Annotated in this window: 15 protein-coding genes; 6 read left to right on the plus strand and 9 right to left on the minus strand. The window is 45.1% G+C overall.

What is annotated here, in order from left to right:
* Window positions 1-96: 96 nt before the first annotated feature.
* The 8 genes from BLW49_RS26905 to BLW49_RS26940 form a co-directional block, all read right to left on the minus strand.
* Window positions 97-909, minus strand: a complete 813-nt coding sequence (locus BLW49_RS26905; RefSeq protein WP_090727961.1) for a hypothetical protein — start codon at window positions 907-909, stop codon at window positions 97-99.
* On the minus strand, window positions 899-1,441 hold the full coding sequence (locus BLW49_RS26910) for an RNA polymerase sigma factor (RefSeq protein WP_090727962.1): 543 nt from the start codon (window positions 1,439-1,441) through the stop codon (window positions 899-901). Before BLW49_RS26910 ends, BLW49_RS26905 begins: the two co-directional genes overlap by 11 nt.
* Window positions 1,442-1,690: 249 nt before the next feature.
* Complete coding sequence (gene pcp / locus BLW49_RS26915; protein ID WP_090727964.1) at window positions 1,691-2,338, minus strand: pyroglutamyl-peptidase I; 648 nt, start codon at window positions 2,336-2,338, stop codon at window positions 1,691-1,693.
* Between the two features lie 385 nt (window positions 2,339-2,723).
* Window positions 2,724-3,032: a DUF3817 domain-containing protein gene (locus tag BLW49_RS26920; RefSeq protein WP_076315594.1), complete on the minus strand. Its 309-nt coding sequence runs from the start codon at window positions 3,030-3,032 to the stop codon at window positions 2,724-2,726.
* A 203-nt stretch (window positions 3,033-3,235) separates the two neighbouring features.
* Window positions 3,236-4,213: a hypothetical protein gene (locus BLW49_RS26925; RefSeq protein ID WP_090727965.1), complete on the minus strand. Its 978-nt coding sequence runs from the start codon at window positions 4,211-4,213 to the stop codon at window positions 3,236-3,238.
* Window positions 4,171-4,743 carry an RNA polymerase sigma factor gene (locus tag BLW49_RS26930; RefSeq protein ID WP_256209949.1) on the minus strand — a complete coding sequence of 191 codons (573 nt, stop codon included), beginning with the start codon at window positions 4,741-4,743 and terminating at the stop codon, window positions 4,171-4,173. The genes BLW49_RS26925 and BLW49_RS26930 overlap by 43 nt, the downstream gene beginning before the upstream one ends.
* Window positions 4,744-4,969: 226 nt before the next feature.
* Complete coding sequence (locus tag BLW49_RS26935; protein WP_090727968.1) at window positions 4,970-7,756, minus strand: glycoside hydrolase family 3 C-terminal domain-containing protein; 2,787 nt, start codon at window positions 7,754-7,756, stop codon at window positions 4,970-4,972.
* A gap of 278 nt (window positions 7,757-8,034) precedes the next feature.
* Window positions 8,035-8,214, minus strand: coding sequence for an aspartyl-phosphate phosphatase Spo0E family protein (locus BLW49_RS26940; RefSeq protein WP_090727970.1), 180 nt, complete (start codon window positions 8,212-8,214; stop codon window positions 8,035-8,037).
* A gap of 425 nt (window positions 8,215-8,639) precedes the next feature.
* On the opposite strand from BLW49_RS26940, the gene BLW49_RS26945 reads away from it, so the two are divergent.
* The 6 genes from BLW49_RS26945 (at window position 8,640) to BLW49_RS28990 (ending at window position 14,693) form a co-directional block, all read left to right on the plus strand.
* Window positions 8,640-9,017, plus strand: coding sequence for a helix-turn-helix domain-containing protein (locus BLW49_RS26945; protein ID WP_047913937.1), 378 nt, complete (start codon window positions 8,640-8,642; stop codon window positions 9,015-9,017).
* Window positions 9,018-9,125: 108 nt separating this feature from the next.
* Window positions 9,126-10,820, plus strand: a complete 1,695-nt coding sequence (locus BLW49_RS26950) for a PrpR N-terminal domain-containing protein (RefSeq protein ID WP_090727972.1) — start codon at window positions 9,126-9,128, stop codon at window positions 10,818-10,820.
* A gap of 156 nt (window positions 10,821-10,976) precedes the next feature.
* A complete protein-coding gene (locus tag BLW49_RS26955) occupies window positions 10,977-11,963 on the plus strand; it encodes a 2-keto-3-deoxygluconate permease (protein WP_047913935.1) in 987 nt (328 codons plus the stop codon).
* A gap of 55 nt (window positions 11,964-12,018) precedes the next feature.
* Window positions 12,019-13,314, plus strand: a complete 1,296-nt coding sequence (locus BLW49_RS26960) for a four-carbon acid sugar kinase family protein (protein WP_090727974.1) — start codon at window positions 12,019-12,021, stop codon at window positions 13,312-13,314.
* The gene (pdxA, locus tag BLW49_RS26965; protein ID WP_090727975.1) at window positions 13,311-14,324 is read left to right on the plus strand and encodes a 4-hydroxythreonine-4-phosphate dehydrogenase PdxA; all 1,014 of its coding nucleotides are present in this window, start codon (window positions 13,311-13,313) and stop codon (window positions 14,322-14,324) included. The genes BLW49_RS26960 and pdxA overlap by 4 nt, the downstream gene beginning before the upstream one ends.
* Window positions 14,325-14,516: 192 nt before the next feature.
* On the plus strand, window positions 14,517-14,693 hold the full coding sequence (locus BLW49_RS28990) for a hypothetical protein (RefSeq protein ID WP_177178851.1): 177 nt from the start codon (window positions 14,517-14,519) through the stop codon (window positions 14,691-14,693).
* Between the two features lie 131 nt (window positions 14,694-14,824).
* Here BLW49_RS28990 and BLW49_RS26970 read toward each other — a convergent pair whose 3' ends face one another.
* Entirely contained in the window at window positions 14,825-15,661 is an 837-nt protein-coding gene (locus BLW49_RS26970; protein WP_047913932.1) for an alpha/beta fold hydrolase, read from the minus strand.
* Window positions 15,662-15,933: the final 272 nt, after the last annotated feature.

The raw sequence follows: 15,933 nt of genomic DNA on the forward strand, positions 1-15,933 counted from the left end.
GCCGCTATAAGCAGGCTCCCTTAAACTCTGATACAAAAAAAGAGAGCGCCCGGCATCATAACCGTGCTGCTCTCTTTTTTTGTATAATAACCTCGCCTATTGAGACTGCGATTCTCCATTTGTAATGTGGAACTCCAGCATCATCTGCTGTAGTCTTGAGCCGAAGCCCTCGGCTGCTTCCATGAAATAGTTCTGCTTCACAATAAAGCTGCCGCCTTTTTCGTTGTCGAACACATAATACCTGACGATCGGGTCATTCCATTCCGAACCGCCAGTACCGCCAATGGCTCTAACTTCCCAGCCTGTGACCGGCGTCTCAATAGCTTCCACAGCGTGTACTTTGGAGTAATCCTTCTCAAGGGTTGCCTCAATGTCGGCTGCCGCATCCTCCGGAAGCATGGCTACCTGGTAGATTTCCATCGACACCTCTGGATACGGCTCTCCTGGCGGATCAGCGAGTACAATCTTGTCCATTCCCTCCTCTTGGATCATTTTGTACATCGTGGTATCAAAATAAATGACGTACTCCTGGTCTGTCCCTTCGTGCAGTGTATCAACACTTGTGGAAGGCATGCCTTCAATCTCTGTCTCCACTGTTTTTTCCGGTGCGAACCATTCCCTTACCTGCTCGACGAGTGCTTGTACGGGCGCGGTTGGCAAGCTCATGACGATAAGAATGGAAGCAGCCGCCACTGCCGGGATAATCCATCGCTTCCGCTTCGATTTCTGCTTCCTCCTTGCAGAATACAGCTCCCCTGCTGCTTCCGTATGTCGACGCTCCTCCTGAATTTGTCCCTTGATGGCTGACCATATCTTGTCCTGTTGCTGTACCGATTCATCCGTCCCTGCTCTCAGCCCGTCCTTCAGCTGGTGATCCAGCTGGTTATCTCGTTCTTCGTTATGAGCCATCCTGCTCTCCTCCTCCATTCAGCCTCAGCCAGCCTTGCAGCTTCTGCCTTGCTTTATACAATCTCGATTTGACGGTGTTTACGTTCAGATCCAGCATCTCAGCGATATCCTTTTCCGCATAATCATTTACGTACTTCAGAATGATCGGAATTCGCTGCTGATCCTCCAGTCTCTGCACCATGTCGTATATATCGCCGTGCTCATCAAAGGTGTAGCGGTCATGCTGCGCTGGCAGCACACGCTCATCCGTCAGCTCCGTCGGAACTAACCTTGAATGCTTCTCCAAATATCTGTTGCATTCATTAACCAAAATTCGATTAAACCAAGGTTCAAAGGGTTTGTTCAGATCAAAGGTATTCAAATTTCGGTATACTCTCATAAATGTTTCTTGCACAACATCCGCTGCACTTGTGGAGCTTCTCGTTATGGCCGTCGCCGTGCGAATCGCTTTGTCGGCATAAACTCTGTAGAGCTGCTCGAATAATTCATCGCTGTACTCTTGTTGGAGCTGCCTGATCAGGTCTTGTGTCAACGCGCGGCCCCCCTTTCTGTATGTCAGTCATATATAATACTCTGGGATCAGGATAAAAAGTTTTCAGTGAAATGAAAATGGATTCCGATCTGTAAAAAAAGAAAAGAACCGCGCTGTTGGCTGCACGATTCTGACGAGATGATTAACCAATCAACACAAATGACAGCGATAAGAATTATCGACCAATAGTTCCCAATAAACCAAATGGAAAAGAAATTGATCATACGGGGTAGGGTACTCCTTTCTACACTAATGAAGCTCTCCTCCAATTATCTTGATATCCTCTTCGGCATTTGCAGCTGTGATCGCAGCAATTTCAAGACCTTTTACAATGTGATCAAGACATAAGCTAGGGGCCCCCGAGTTCAATGTCTGCTCAGGAAGATACGGGATATGAATGAAGCCGCCGCGAATATGTGGTGAGTAGGACTGCAAATAATGCATTAAGCCATAAAATAAATGATTGCATACAAAAGTACCTGCTGTATTGGACACGGCCGCAGGGACGCCGGCTGCTCTCATCGCTTCTACCATCTTTTTGATCGGTAATGTAGAAAAATAGGCGGCAGGCCCATTGGGTACAATCGGCTCATCAACCGGCTGCTGCTGTTCATTGTCTGGTATACGGGCATCATCTACATTGATCGCGATGCGTTCCGGCGTAATCTGTGTCCGTCCGCCAGCCTGTCCAATGCAGATGACAACATCGGGCTGCTCTTTTTCGATAGCGGAAATGACATGCTGAATGGACTTGGCAAAAACGGTCGGGATTTCATAAGCAACCAATTTCACATTGCTCGTCTTCTTGCAATTCAGCCGCTTCACAGCTTCTAGCGCAGGATTGACCCGTTCACCCCCAAAAGGGTCGAATCCAGTTAACAGCACCTTTTTATCCATCTGATATGCCTCCATATGCTATGATCCTTGATTTCTCTACTATATCCTATATTTACCTGGTGAAAATATCCATGGCGTTGAAGGTTAACGATACAATGATGCTTCCTAATATTCACCTTTTAATGAGATATGAAAGTGAATTTATTGCATAATCTTTGACTTTTCTACTATATTAGAGAGTATTTTAGCGAGTTACAAAGCTTATTTCCCGAGAAATAATGACAAGAATCGATGTAAAATGATAATATTTTAGATTTTTGTGTAAGTATTTACATATATACCTTCTTCTCATATCACCAAAAGAAAAAAAGCTGATGAGATCACCTCAACAGCTTTACTACTACTCTTTATATTATATGACGCTTCTATGCTCGCTTGCAATCGATCAGGCAACCGCCAAATTTCTGCGAATTCTGCGATCAATAATAAAAGGTCCAAAAGGTATGATGGAGGCGACGAGTGCAGCCAGCACCATCTTGATCGACCAGCGGTTTAGAAATGCCGCTATCGCTATGGCGATGATGTAGAGAACAAACAAAAATCCGTGTGCTCCCCCCACAATGGTTACAGCTGCTGGAATATCAAATGCATATTTCAAAGGCATGGCAATAGCAAGCAATAAAATGAAGGAAATGCCCTCGATCATTCCGACGACACTAAAAAAACGCATTGCATTCTTGCTTGATTTGTTCATTATCCACCTGTCCTCTCCTGCTATATGCTGTGTCAGACGGGTAACTAACTCGTCTCCCTTCAGCATTCATGGACATCTTACAACGGGTCTAATGATAAGGTCAATGGAACTTGTCCGTTTGTTGGAATTCCGTAACAGATCCTTGTGAATTAAGTGAATTATTGCGCTGCAATCTTGCCACCGATTTGAATCAACACCTCTCTTTAAGGATTGATGAACTCACTCGCCAAGCTTAGTAACTGTTCTTTATCCAAGTCCTGCTCTCCATTAGCGCTGATTGTAAAGTATGCATCTTGTTTCTCATCATACCAATTAACATAATCGTATGAGATTCTGTCTTTCTTCACTTCGTTATAGATGACGTCAGTGCCAGATATTCTAATTACACTCGGATTATTCTCCGTCTCTTGATTAACTGTCACCTGACTGCCATGCAAGTATAGGACCAAAATATTCACATGTGCTTTACCTATAGAGTACTTGGCTGACACTGAGCTTGGTTCAGTCCATGGTATTGATTTGATAAATACCTTCTCCTCACTCGTGTCCTGTTCTGCTTCAAGCATTAGCTCGTCCAGTACACCTTGATAGTAAGGATCCTTCGTTATATCTGTAATCAATGGACTGCTTGCATTTACCGTACCGTATTCAAAAGTGTAACCTGCTAGCGTCTTCGGGAAGATAAGGGCATCCGTCCGTTCAATTTCAGTAGTAAAGGCTGCGTATTGTTCTATTCTGTGTTCTTTATACTGAAAATACAGTTGAGATTCGGGACGTTCTGAGCTTACCGAATCTTCGACATAGTAGGCTACCAGTTCGCCTGGTTTTGCTCTAGCATAAGCTTTCATCCCATACTTGTTATCGAGCACTGATATGCTATCTGTGTTTGAGGGAACATGCTGCACTTTAATTTGTCCTTCTTTATTGAGGATTTGAATGTATTCAGAAGCGGCGTAAGCTGTAAATGATACTAGTAACAAGGCAATGAATAGACTTCCTGTCGTAATCATCTTGTTAAACGGTAAGCCGTACACTCTTTGCCAAAATGCGGGACGTGCCTTCTCCAGCACATAGATGCGCTGCATCACCGGTTCTAGTACATCAATTTTCGGAATGTCCAAGTCAGCTGAAGCCTTCTTTAAATCTCGGAATTCGGTTGCAGCTTCTTGATATCGCTCCAATTCATCTCCTCCTTCAGCATGATAAGCTTCTGCATTTTCTTCTTTATTCGCATCATTCGTTTGGTAATCGCATTCGGGCTAAGGTTCATAATCTTGCTTATCTCCGCATAACTCTTCTCTTCAAATACCCTTAGTATCAACAAACTTCTCTCTTCCGCTGTTAACTGCAATAGAGCTCCTTGCAATTCGGAATTATACATTCTGCTGTCCATTAGTTGTTCTGGACTTTCTGCCGTCATATTCGGCCTAAACAGACGCATCACTTGCATATGAACTCTGCGCTTTCTTAACAGGTTCAGACAGTGATTATGTGCTATACGATAAATCCAAGCTGAAAAATTCATTTTGCTCTCATACTGATGGATCGCTTGGAACGCCTTAACAAGAATATCCTGTACGGCATCTTCTGCTTCATGACGATCATTGAGGAGCTGACAGCAATAGCGATAGATTGGCTGCTGAAGCCCATCCACAATCAACCCATACTTCGCAGTATCCCCCTTCTTCACGTCTGATACCAACGCGTCCAACTCGGCTGAACTCATAGATTGTAGTGTCGATGCAAACACCTCCCATGCTTTATACCTCTATAACACTTCGCGCTAACAAAATCTGCCTATATTTCTATTCATACCATTTTTACTTCTACAGAGCTATGTCCATATCATTTTAAAAGAGTAACGAAAGGCTTGTGTGAAAGGTCTACACCGTGAAAAAAAGCCCCCGCAAACGCGGAGGCCTGTGTGAAACCTTTTATTACACTTGCTTGAAATCAATTTGGTCAATATGCATGCCTGGCTTGATATGCTCAAACGTCATTTCGTACAGCCCTGCTTCGAGCTCCACCTTGATCTGCTTCAGCTTCACCCATTTGCCTTCCGTTCCGTTCGTTTGGACCGTAGTGACCACTTGGCCGTTCAGCATCAGGTTACAAGCACTTTGTGCAAGCTCGCCATCTGGAGACATGACATTCGCAAAAATACGGTACACTCCCGCCGCTTCGACTTTAATCACCGCTGGACTGTCTGGCACGATCTTCACTTGACCTTCCTCTGCTACCGTCTGCACCTGTTCGGGATGCAGGGATGTACTCGCCTCGAAATGTTCCACGCTCTCCTTAATAAAGGTGTCTCTTGAGAACACCGGAGCCTGCATCAGCCACTCACAAATATTGATGGCATTACGCTGTAATTCCCCACGCGTGAGCGTGCCGTTCTCCAGGGATTCTATCGTATTATCACCATACGCGTTCGTTTCCGCTCCATAGTTGCTGACAACCATATACAGATCATTTTGAGCGCGAACCATAAAGTTCGTGTTCTTACGGTCTGCTGGACCGCCGTTCGCGGAATCGTTCATCACGGCCCACCAGTCCGTCATCACGATCCCTTTATAGCCCCATTCACCGCGGAGAATCGTCGTGTTCAGATCATAATTGGACGCAGCCCAATGACCATTAATCGGGTTATATGAGGTCATGATGGAGTTCGCTCCACCTTGTTTTACAGCCATTTCAAAGCCCTTCAGATAAATCTCACGCAGAGCACGCTCCGATACGACCGCATCGACTTTGGTACGATACTTCTCCTGATTATTGCAGGCAAAGTGCTTCAGTGTTGCAAAAGAGCCGCCCTTGCGGATTCCGCGCGTACAAGCTGCAGCAAACAAACCGGTTACCAGTGGATCTTCGGAGAAATACTCAAAGTTCCGGCCGTTCAACGGACTGCGGCGAATATTAAGGCCCGGCCCCAGCAGGGTATCGATTTCGTTACGGACCAGCTCTCTGCCTTCCATCACGTAGAGTTCTTCGACCAGATCAATATTCCAAGTCGCTGCAAGCAGTGTGCCAATTGCCACCTGTGTTGCCTGCTGCCCGCTGTCCATCCGGATTCCGGAAGGGCCATCTGCTGTACACCCTACAGGAATACCGAAGCCTAGCAGACTGTCGCTGACTCCTCCAAAAGCCGAAGCCGTCCCTGGCGTAACGAGCGGGCTGCTCATGCCCTCGCCCCGAACGATAGCTGCCAGATCCTGGTCGCTCAGCTGAGCAATAAATTGCTCTATGCTGACTTTACCCTCGTGCACATCTTTCAGCTTGTAGCCTTGATCTCCCGTCTGTGCTAGTGTCTGCGGAAGATTCTTCTCAATTCGCTCTGCAAGAGAAATCTTCCGTATGGGAACTTCGGCTGCCGACAGCTCATAGGTGCCATCCGCCCCACGTGCACCTGGCATCATCCGCTTGAAGCCTTCGGTTGGCGCCATCGCCTCCTGCAGCTGCTCCACGACGACAAGCGATTCAAGAATATAGCCTTCCTGTCCGTCTACCGTTACCGCATCCAGCTGTTTAACGCTGCTGCCGACATAGAAACGATACACCCCTTCTTCCAGTACGTAAGCCGATGGGTATCCTGTTACGCCGCTGTCATCGTAGGAAGCCATAGAGTCAATGGAGAAGCGGAGTGTCAGCTGCTGTGATTCACCCGGGTCAAAAAGCTTGGTCTTGGCAAAAGCGGCAAGCGCTCGGACTGGCTGTCCCAGCTTCCCTTGAGGAGCTTCGTAATAGACTTGAACAGTCTCTTTGCCCGCATAAGTGCTGCCTGTGTTAGTTACAGTGACTTTCAATTCAATGAATTCGGCTCCGCCTTCGCTTCCCTTCGTCGCTCCCTCATTCTCTATAGAAAAAGTCGTATAGGACAATCCATATCCAAATGCAAACTGCACCTTATCCGGACAGAAGGTTTCGAAATAACGATAACCTACGTAAATATCTTCCTCGTACAGATTCTTAAACTCATGACCGTAATTACGGGTCGAAGGATAATCCTCGATGGAATATGCAATCGTATCGGTCAGCTTACCGCTCGGCGTAACATCCCCTGCCAGCACATCGGCGATCGCATTTCCGCCTTCCATTCCGCCCTGCCAAGAATAGATCACTGCCGAAATCGGGTAAACATGACTTGCATCGTCCAGCCAGCTCATATCAATGATGTTGGAGACATTAAGCACGACAATGGTTTGTTCAAAATACTTCGTTACCATGGTCAGCATCGCTTTTTCATCATCCGTCAGCTGATAGCTTCCCTGCTCGTTCGCATTATCCTGATCCTCACCGGCCGTACGCCCGATCACAACAATTGCCTTTGCCGATTTGTCTCGAGCCGCAGATACCAACTCATCGGTCAATGGCATTTCTTTCTGATGCCAAGGTTCGGCTGCCCATCCGCCTCCGCCGTTATCGAATGGATTTTGTTCAATCCATTTTTCATAGGTAGCTGCAAGCTCCTCATTGACCTCGATTTGAGACTTTGCGCGAAGACCATCCAGCAGATTGGTCGTATATACCACATTGACACTGCCGCCTGATCCGGTACCGCTGCGATAGTAATTTACCTGAGTACGTCCAAAAACTGAAACGTTTTCGGAATGCTGTATAGGCAGCACTAGTCCATCGTTCTTGAGCAGTACTGCACCTTCTGCCGCGACCTTTCTACTGAATTCTGCAAATCCTTCTAATGGAACACCGATAAGTTGTGAGCTCAAATGATTCCCTCCTGAAATGTCTTTTCGAAAGTACTAAATGATTTATGAGATTGATTCATATTGCTATATAAATGAAAGAATACAAGAAAAACGAAGAGTGTAGGCGTTTACAGTTTCAGTTGTATACGTTTACCTCCCTATTCTATTCCATAGTAACAGATTTCTAAAGACATTTGAAAGAAACTAATCACAAAAAGACCCATTCGTTAAAATGGGTCTCAGCAGCACTATAATTAACATCTTCAGCGAATATTCGCTTCCTGAATACAGAATGCGGGTTACTGATGATCGTGAGTACTCTTCTGTTTAACCAGACTGTAGTATTTGTTAATATCGTCATCTACTTCTCTGGATTTCGCAAGTACAATTTCAGAGTTATAACCATACCAATCGGCCAGAAGATTGAGTTCATGTCTCTTCTTCTCAATAAGTGAGTAAATTGAAATCTTCCCCAACATGAATTCCCCCTTAGTATGTTTGTACTTACACAAAATGAGTCATGCTAGTGAGTATTACTGTGGAATTTAACCCTAATTTAAGAATAGTTCGGATGGTAAATCTCAATCTCTTAATTCTCAATCATGAGTTGTCTCCATCAAACTATATATAGATAAAATATATCAAAACTAATCTATATGTACTCTTAATTAGAGCTAACAAAAATAATTCTGAAAATGATATGAATGAGAGAAAAACCTCTCTTTTCGTCTATTTTACTACTTTTTCCACATTTTGCAACTATATTTTATAAACTTTTTACACGTATGGTGTATAAATTTCCTCATTCTTGTCTACACAATTCGTGTATATGAACACTTATTGTGTAAATAAAACTTTATTCTGTGTAACCATGCTAAACTAACTTTTTAGGAGGGATTTCATAATGTCTGTCTTGGGAGATCGTCTGAAGCAACAAAGAGAACACAGAGGATGGTCTCAGGTCTTCGTATCCAAAAAGTTAGGTCTAAAACGCAGCAGCACTTATGCAAACTGGGAGTACGGAATAAGAGAGCCTGACTTGGACATGCTGCAGAGAATCGCTGATCTATATGAGGTTTCTATCGATTGGTTGAATGGCAGAGAGCAGAAATACGAGATTAATCCTGAGCCACAAGAAGAATATATACTGAAGATTATTAGAGAAACTGAGGCCGATTACAACGTACAGCTTCGTGGTGATCCCGTTGTGGAATCTACGCTCCGAGATCTGATACAAAATATAGCAAAGCTTAAAAAAGCAGCACAAAACGAGAAGGACTGATGTCATGTGAACGCTTGTGCTCTTAAGTGCGGTTCCTACATAAGTTGGTTATAATAAGATAAGCAGGACAGGTTACATAAGTTAGTAATAAATAAAGGCAGGATACATATGCGTACACACGTCCACATCATTGCTCCTTATGAAGCGATGATTCCTATTATAGAAGAGTGCATTCCGCTATTTCCCCACTTAGATATTCAATATGCGATCGGTGATCTTGGCAGAGGAGCCGAACTCGCAGCTAGGGCAGAAAAAAACGGGGCAGAAGTTATTATTAGCCGCGGAGGGACGGCTCAATTCATTAAAGAAGCCGTGACGATTCCCGTCATCGACGTCCACCTTTCGGGTTACGATATGATTCGTTCGCTAACGCTAGCCAGTCAGTTTAATGGTCAAACGGCTATCGTCGGATTCTCCAATATTACATCAGGCGCACAATCGATTATTGATCTGATGGATTTGCCTCTAAAGGTGTATACCATACACAGCTCCGAGGATGTGGCAAGACTGCTGCTTGAGTTAAAGGCGGCAGGTTACCGCCAAATTGTGGGGGATGTTATTACCGTGAATACAGCTAATGCTTATGGCATGAAGGGGCTGCTGATTCAATCCGGTAAAGAATCGATATTGAGAGCGCTGGATGATGCCCAGCTTATTTATCGCTATTTGAGCAAGAACAATACCATATCATTAATCTTAAATGAACTCGTGATGAATGAGCATCCCAACCTCATCATATTGAATGAGCATAATGAAGTCGTATACGAACAGCTGAACGATTTTGAGCATAACCCTTTGACAGAGAATCATATCTATGTGACCAATACAAATATCGATTTTCATCAATCGAAGGTGCAGAATGTTTTTATAGTTGATGACTATCAGCTCACCGTTAACGCCTATGAAACGACGATAAACCGTATCAGCTACAAGGTTTACTCCTTGGAAAAGGGACAGCCCTATGCCTTTGCTCATCTTGGCATCAAAGCCTATTATGAGACATCCGTAGAGCCCATTGTAGCTGAATCCACTGCCATGCGCACAACTTTAAGCCATATTAACATGCTCTATAAGTATCATGAGCCCATACACTTGTTGGGCGAGGAGGATACAGGAAAATCCTACTTGGTGAAGTATATTCATCAAACGTATGCCAATGGAGGGCTGCTGCTCCAGATCGATCTGAAGCAAGTTCCTCCAGGTGTATTAAGCGACATTCCGCTGGCCAAAGTAAGAAATGTAGAATTGAATCATGTGGAGCACCGCATTGAGGATCCAGAATGGATCGCATTTATTGAGTCCTGCCTGAATCAGCAGGTTGGAATATTCATTATCAGTGAACAGGCACTGAACGAGCATTGGCCTCCACATCTTAAACTGAATACCATCATCATGCCGACCCTCTTGGATAGACTGGATGATCTGCCATCACTGATTCAGCATTTTCTATCGGATTATTATCAGAAATATGGAACGACAGCTATCAAGATTAAGGAAGATGCATTGCAGCTGATACAGCAAAAAGCATCCCAAATGTCTATAAGCCAGCTAAAGCAGCTGATTAAACAAGCAGCCATGAACGAAACGGAGTATGTACTTTCAGCAAATACAGTTTCCCGATTATTAGACGGATACTCTACTTCGAAAGCCTCGAATTCCATAGAGCTTACAGGTACATTAAAAGAAATTGAAAAAGAAATTATCTCCTATGTGTTGCAAGAAGAAAATAATAATCAATCCAAGGCAGCGGAGCGATTAGGGATTAATCGAGCCACCCTATGGCGTAAACTTAAGAATGAATAAGTTTACGCTTTTTTTATTGCGTAATGTGTTGCATATTTAAACAATTTTTAAATTTAGACACATTTACATAATTTTAATGTTGCTAAAATAAACAACATGATATAGTATTGTTCCTGCAAACGCTTTATTAAAACGATTACACAAGGAGCTAACAATATGAATATTAAAGCGACGTTAGATCGGATCCCTGGCGGCATGATGGTTGTCCCTCTTCTCATCGGGGCATGTATCAATACATTTGCTCCAAACGCTTTGCGGATTGGCGGCTTTACCGAAGCCTTATTTGTCAACAGCTCAAGCACGCTTATTGCACTATTCCTTTTGATCGCCGGTACGCAAATTACGTTTAAAACAGCGGGTTCATCTGTTGCAAAGGGTGTTACGCTGCTGGTGTTTAAATGGGCCGTCGGCGCAATCATCGGATTGATTGCCATCATGTTTGCCGATTCTTCAACCGGACTATTTCTGGGTCTAGCGCCTCTCGCCATTATTGCCGCCATGACGAACTCAAACGGTGGACTCTACATTGCACTAGCTGGACAATACGGGAAAGAGGATGACAAAGCAGCTTACCCTTTCCTTGCACTCAGTGACGGACCGTTTCTTACCATGGTAGCGCTCTCGATCTTTGGCGCGATGGGCTTTGCTGACGGAATGTTCTCACCGATGTCCTTCGTAGCAGTACTGCTTCCGCTGGCTGTCGGCATAATTATTGGTAACCTGGACCGTAATATGGCAGAATGGCTGCACAAAGGCAGTGATAAGCTGGTTCCTTTCTTCGCCTTTTCTCTGGGGATGGGCATCAATTTCTCTTCCATCATCCAAGGTGGCCTTAGTGGTATCCTGCTAGGCGTACTAACCGTGCTGCTCACAGGCGGTCTCGGATTCCTGCTCTTCAGAGCCATTGGCTGGAACCCAATTGTCGGTGCATCGGAAGGATCAACAGCAGGTAATGCAGTAGGTACACCGGCTGCGATCGTCGCAGCGAATGCTTCCTTTGGCCCGATTGCTGAAATCGCCACAGTACAAATTGCGGCAAGTGTCGTAACGACCGCCATCTTATTGCCGATCTTCATTGGCTTCTTATCCAAACGATTGGAGAAATCCGGCGGCGTCGAAAAATATAACAATCCAGCTGCATAGAGGTTATAATAGCCCCTCAATTTGCACTCGTTTTTCTCAAGGAGGAGGTAACTGCATGAAACTAGCCATCATTGCAGATGATTTGACTGGCGCCAATGACAGTGGAGTTCAGCTCGCACGTCATGGCCTTAGAACAAGCGTATTATTTGATATGGATGAGGATAACATTCGCAGCTACGATGCTGTCGTCTATGATACAGACAGCCGCTCCATCACCCAGGATGAAGCTTATCAGCGGGTAAGTAAGGCCGCGGAATTCTTAATAAAGGCCGGATTCAATACCATTTTTAAAAAGATGGATTCCACCATGCGTGGAAATATCGGTGCAGAGATCGATGCATTATATGATGTCGTTAAGCCTGACTTTATGATGATTGCACCCGGCTATCCCAAAAACAATCGAACCATCTTAAACGGTGTCCACTATTTGAATGGTATCCCGCTTGGTGAAACAGAAATTGCAAATGATCCCAAGACTCCGGTTACTCTCTCTTACCTTCCAGATTTGCTTAAGCTGCAAACGAAGTATGAGGTCGGTGAAATATCCGCAAGTGATCTGGATGCCGGGAAAGATCATGTTGAAAATAAGCTGAAACACTTTATGCAGAACTCCGTTCCTTATGTGCTCGTTGACTCGACCAAGGAGCATCATTTGGAACGGATATTGCAAACAACGAAGCAGCTAAGCTATACGTTTGCATGGGCCGGTTCAGCAGGGATTGCGAACTACCTGCCCGAGCATTACGCTATATCACACGCTCACTCAGAGCTTACGATCGCTGAAAATCAAGGTCCGACTCTTACTGTCGTCGGCAGTGTAAACAAGAACTCGCGCGCACAGCTCAGACAGCTGCTTGAACAAACGGATGTGTGCCCGGTACAATTTATATCTTACAAGGCTGTGTCTGAGCCATCGGATCGCAACGCAGAAATGGAGCGTGTATTTGAAAAAGTGAAGTCCCTGGCCGTAGAGGGTAAGGATATTGTGATCTACTCCACAGCAGAGCAGATCGATATCGAACAAGCACGTACCACCGGCGAGTCCGGAGGACTTAACCATACCGAGGTTAGTAACGAGATTGTGCGAGCCATCGGTGAGGTTTGTGCAAGACTGCTGGAGAAGGGTTATTTTACAGGTGTCTCCATGACAGGCGGAGATACGGCGAAGCAAATCTGTATGATGTGGAATATCAGCGGCTTTGAATTGTTGGACGAGCTGGAAATTGGTGTGCCGATTTCGAAATTTATAGGCGTCAAGGATCTGTACGTGATTACAAAAGCAGGCGGATTCGGCAAGCCAGACGTATTTATCCATGCGATTCAAAAGTTAAAAGGAGGAACTATAGCATGAAACCAACCGTCGGAATTACGATGGGTGATGCAGCAGGCATCGGACCCGAAATTATTATGAAGGCATTAGCCCACCAGGAAATGTACGATAACTGCAATCCTCTTGTGATCGGGGATGCCAAAATATTAGAACGAGTTCTGCCAATCATCGGCTCAGATCTGAAGGTACGTTCGATTCAGGAGCCATCTGAGGCGAAATACGAATTTGGTACCGTGGATGTAATCGATCTGGATCTCGTCCCTGCAGATCTTGAATTTGGTGAAGTATCTGCTGTAGCAGGAGATGCAGCCTTTCAGTTTCTGGCAAGAGCGATTGACCTTGCGAAGCAGCACAAGATCCACTCCATTTGTACGGCTCCATTGAACAAGGAGGCTTTGCACCAGGGCGGACACCTGTATCCGGGACACACTGAAATTTTGGCAGATCTCACGGATACCAAAGATTTCTCCATGATGCTGACGACTCCGAACCTGCGAGTGATTCACCTGACAACTCATATGGGGCTGATTGAAGCCATCCACAGCATTACTCCGGATAGAACTTACACTGTCGTTAAGCTTGCCCATGATACGCTGAAGAAAGCTGGCTTCGACAACCCGAGAGTGGCTGTCTGCGGAATCAACCCTCATGCAGGTGAGAATGGACTCTTCGGTAACGGTGAGGAAGAAGAAAAGCTACAACCCGGCATTGAGCGTGCCCAGAAGGAAGGCATTAATGTAGTAGGTCCTCTCCCTGCTGACACTTTGTTCTTTAGAGCTGGCAGAGGCGATTTTGATATCGTTGTTGCCTGCTACCACGACCAAGGACATGCGCCAATTAAGGTCATGGGTATTGAAGAAGGCGTGAACATTACGGTTGGACTAAAAGGCGGTATTATCCGCACCTCTGTCGACCACGGAACAGCATTTGATATTGCAGGCAAAAATATTGCTGAAGACAAGAGCATGCTGGCGGCGATCCGCTCTGCCATTGAGCTTGCTCCAAAGGATCGACTCAAATACCTAGCTTGACTGCAGCTTGCACATGAAAGACCCAGCGATCGCTGGGTCTTTTTTGATGTGTTGCTTTCATGTGTTTTCGTTTGCTGCTCTTGCGAGTGAAATTTGCAATACAGATCTGCTCCTCGCACGAATAGGTGCATATAAGCCAGCACATAATATACCTCATAAACCGATCTCAGTTAGATAAGGAGGACTCATCAATTGAGTACTAATCAACCGGACAAGAACCTTATTAATGAAGTGAAGGATCTAGAAACCACGGCTGTGAACAGCCTGGATGCACAGCAGAAGCAGCAAGCCCGCAATGACCGCCGGAAGCAGTCGCAGCATGACAGCAATGGTAAATATAACGAGAGTGAATCGAACAACTATCATTAGGACTCCCCTCACACTCAGAAAAGGCCAGGCCACATAGTCCAAAGCAGAAAAAAAGAATCGGTTCCGTGAAGCATCATTTTAGATGCCTGCGGACCGATTCTTTCTATTATATAGATCTACTTTTTATCCATTTATTTATTCAGGAAATCGATTAACGCTTTATTGAATGGCTCAGCGTGAGTCGCATTCAAGCCGTGTGGTCCACCTTCAATGACAACAAGTTCACTGCCTTTCACTGCTTCATGTGAGAGCTGACCGCTGACCTCAAGCGGAACGACCGCATCGGAATCCCCATGAATGACGAGCAGCGGGATATCGAATTTGGCCAAGTCTTCACGGAAGTCGGTCCGGCCGAAGGCAGCAACACAATCCAGCGTTCCTTTTGGAGAAGCAGCAGAAGCAATGGCAACATTGTACAACCGGAAGGGCTCGCTGACCAGATCTGTTCGATCTCCTGCCTTAAAGAAGTTATGCGTGAAGCCATCGAGAAAAGCGATTCTGTCTTCTGTCAGGCCGGCTTGAAATTCTTGAATCGTCGCTTCGTCCAGCCCCCCTTCCGGATGCTCGGCAGATTTGTAGAAATACGGAGGAACGGCACCTGCCAGTACGGCTTTTCTAACACGACTCGTTCCATAAGTACCAATATAACGGGCAACCTCACCGCCGCCCATGGAGAAACCGACCAGTGTTACATCGCTCAGATCCAGATGTGTAATCAGCTGATCAAGATCAGCTGCAAACGTATCGTAGTCGTATCCATTATACGGCTGAGAGGATTGTCCAAATCCGCGGCGGTCATAAGTAATTACACGATAGCCCGCATTGATAAGCGCTGGAACCTGTTTCTCCCAAGAACGACCGCTGAGCGGCCAGCCATGAATGAGAATGACGGGTTTTCCTGCACCAAGATCCTCAAAATACAATTCAATCGGTTGTCCGTTTTCGGTTCCCACATTTAATTTAGGCATATTTATACGTTCCTCTCGATTTAGTTTTTTAGGGTCAGCTACCACTGACCTTTTTCATCATTATCATAGCGGTTTTTTTAAGTATTGTATTTTAGCAATTTACTATACCTTCTATAGGATTTTTCTATATGTAATTACCCTGAATGAAGTGAACATAATCTAATGATATCTATAATGAAAAGCTATACGAGATATAGTCAGATCCATATTGATCAGCAGTTAGGCAGCTTATAAGATGGGTTTAATTACAAGCAAAGGAGAATATTAATGAA

It is taken from the genome of Paenibacillus sp. PDC88, assembly GCF_900106725.1.
In the GTDB taxonomy this organism is placed as follows: domain Bacteria; phylum Bacillota; class Bacilli; order Paenibacillales; family Paenibacillaceae; genus Paenibacillus; species Paenibacillus shunpengii.

What these genes read in the sequence shown, in the direction of transcription:
- BLW49_RS26950 (WP_090727972.1), top strand. Translation starts at nt 9,126, where the DNA reads ATGCGTACACACGTCCACATCATTGCTCCTTATGAAGCGATGATTCCT.
- BLW49_RS26960 (WP_090727974.1), top strand. Translation starts at nt 12,019, where the DNA reads ATGAAACTAGCCATCATTGCAGATGATTTGACTGGCGCCAATGACAGT.
- BLW49_RS26940 (WP_090727970.1), bottom strand. Translation starts at nt 8,214, where the DNA reads ATGTTGGGGAAGATTTCAATTTACTCACTTATTGAGAAGAAGAGACAT.
- BLW49_RS26955 (WP_047913935.1), top strand. Translation starts at nt 10,977, where the DNA reads ATGAATATTAAAGCGACGTTAGATCGGATCCCTGGCGGCATGATGGTT.
- BLW49_RS26970 (WP_047913932.1), bottom strand. Translation starts at nt 15,661, where the DNA reads ATGCCTAAATTAAATGTGGGAACCGAAAACGGACAACCGATTGAATTG.
- pdxA (WP_090727975.1), top strand. Translation starts at nt 13,311, where the DNA reads ATGAAACCAACCGTCGGAATTACGATGGGTGATGCAGCAGGCATCGGA.
- BLW49_RS26905 (WP_090727961.1), bottom strand. Translation starts at nt 909, where the DNA reads ATGGCTCATAACGAAGAACGAGATAACCAGCTGGATCACCAGCTGAAG.
- BLW49_RS26920 (WP_076315594.1), bottom strand. Translation starts at nt 3,032, where the DNA reads ATGAACAAATCAAGCAAGAATGCAATGCGTTTTTTTAGTGTCGTCGGA.
- BLW49_RS26945 (WP_047913937.1), top strand. Translation starts at nt 8,640, where the DNA reads ATGTCTGTCTTGGGAGATCGTCTGAAGCAACAAAGAGAACACAGAGGA.
- pcp (WP_090727964.1), bottom strand. Translation starts at nt 2,338, where the DNA reads ATGGATAAAAAGGTGCTGTTAACTGGATTCGACCCTTTTGGGGGTGAA.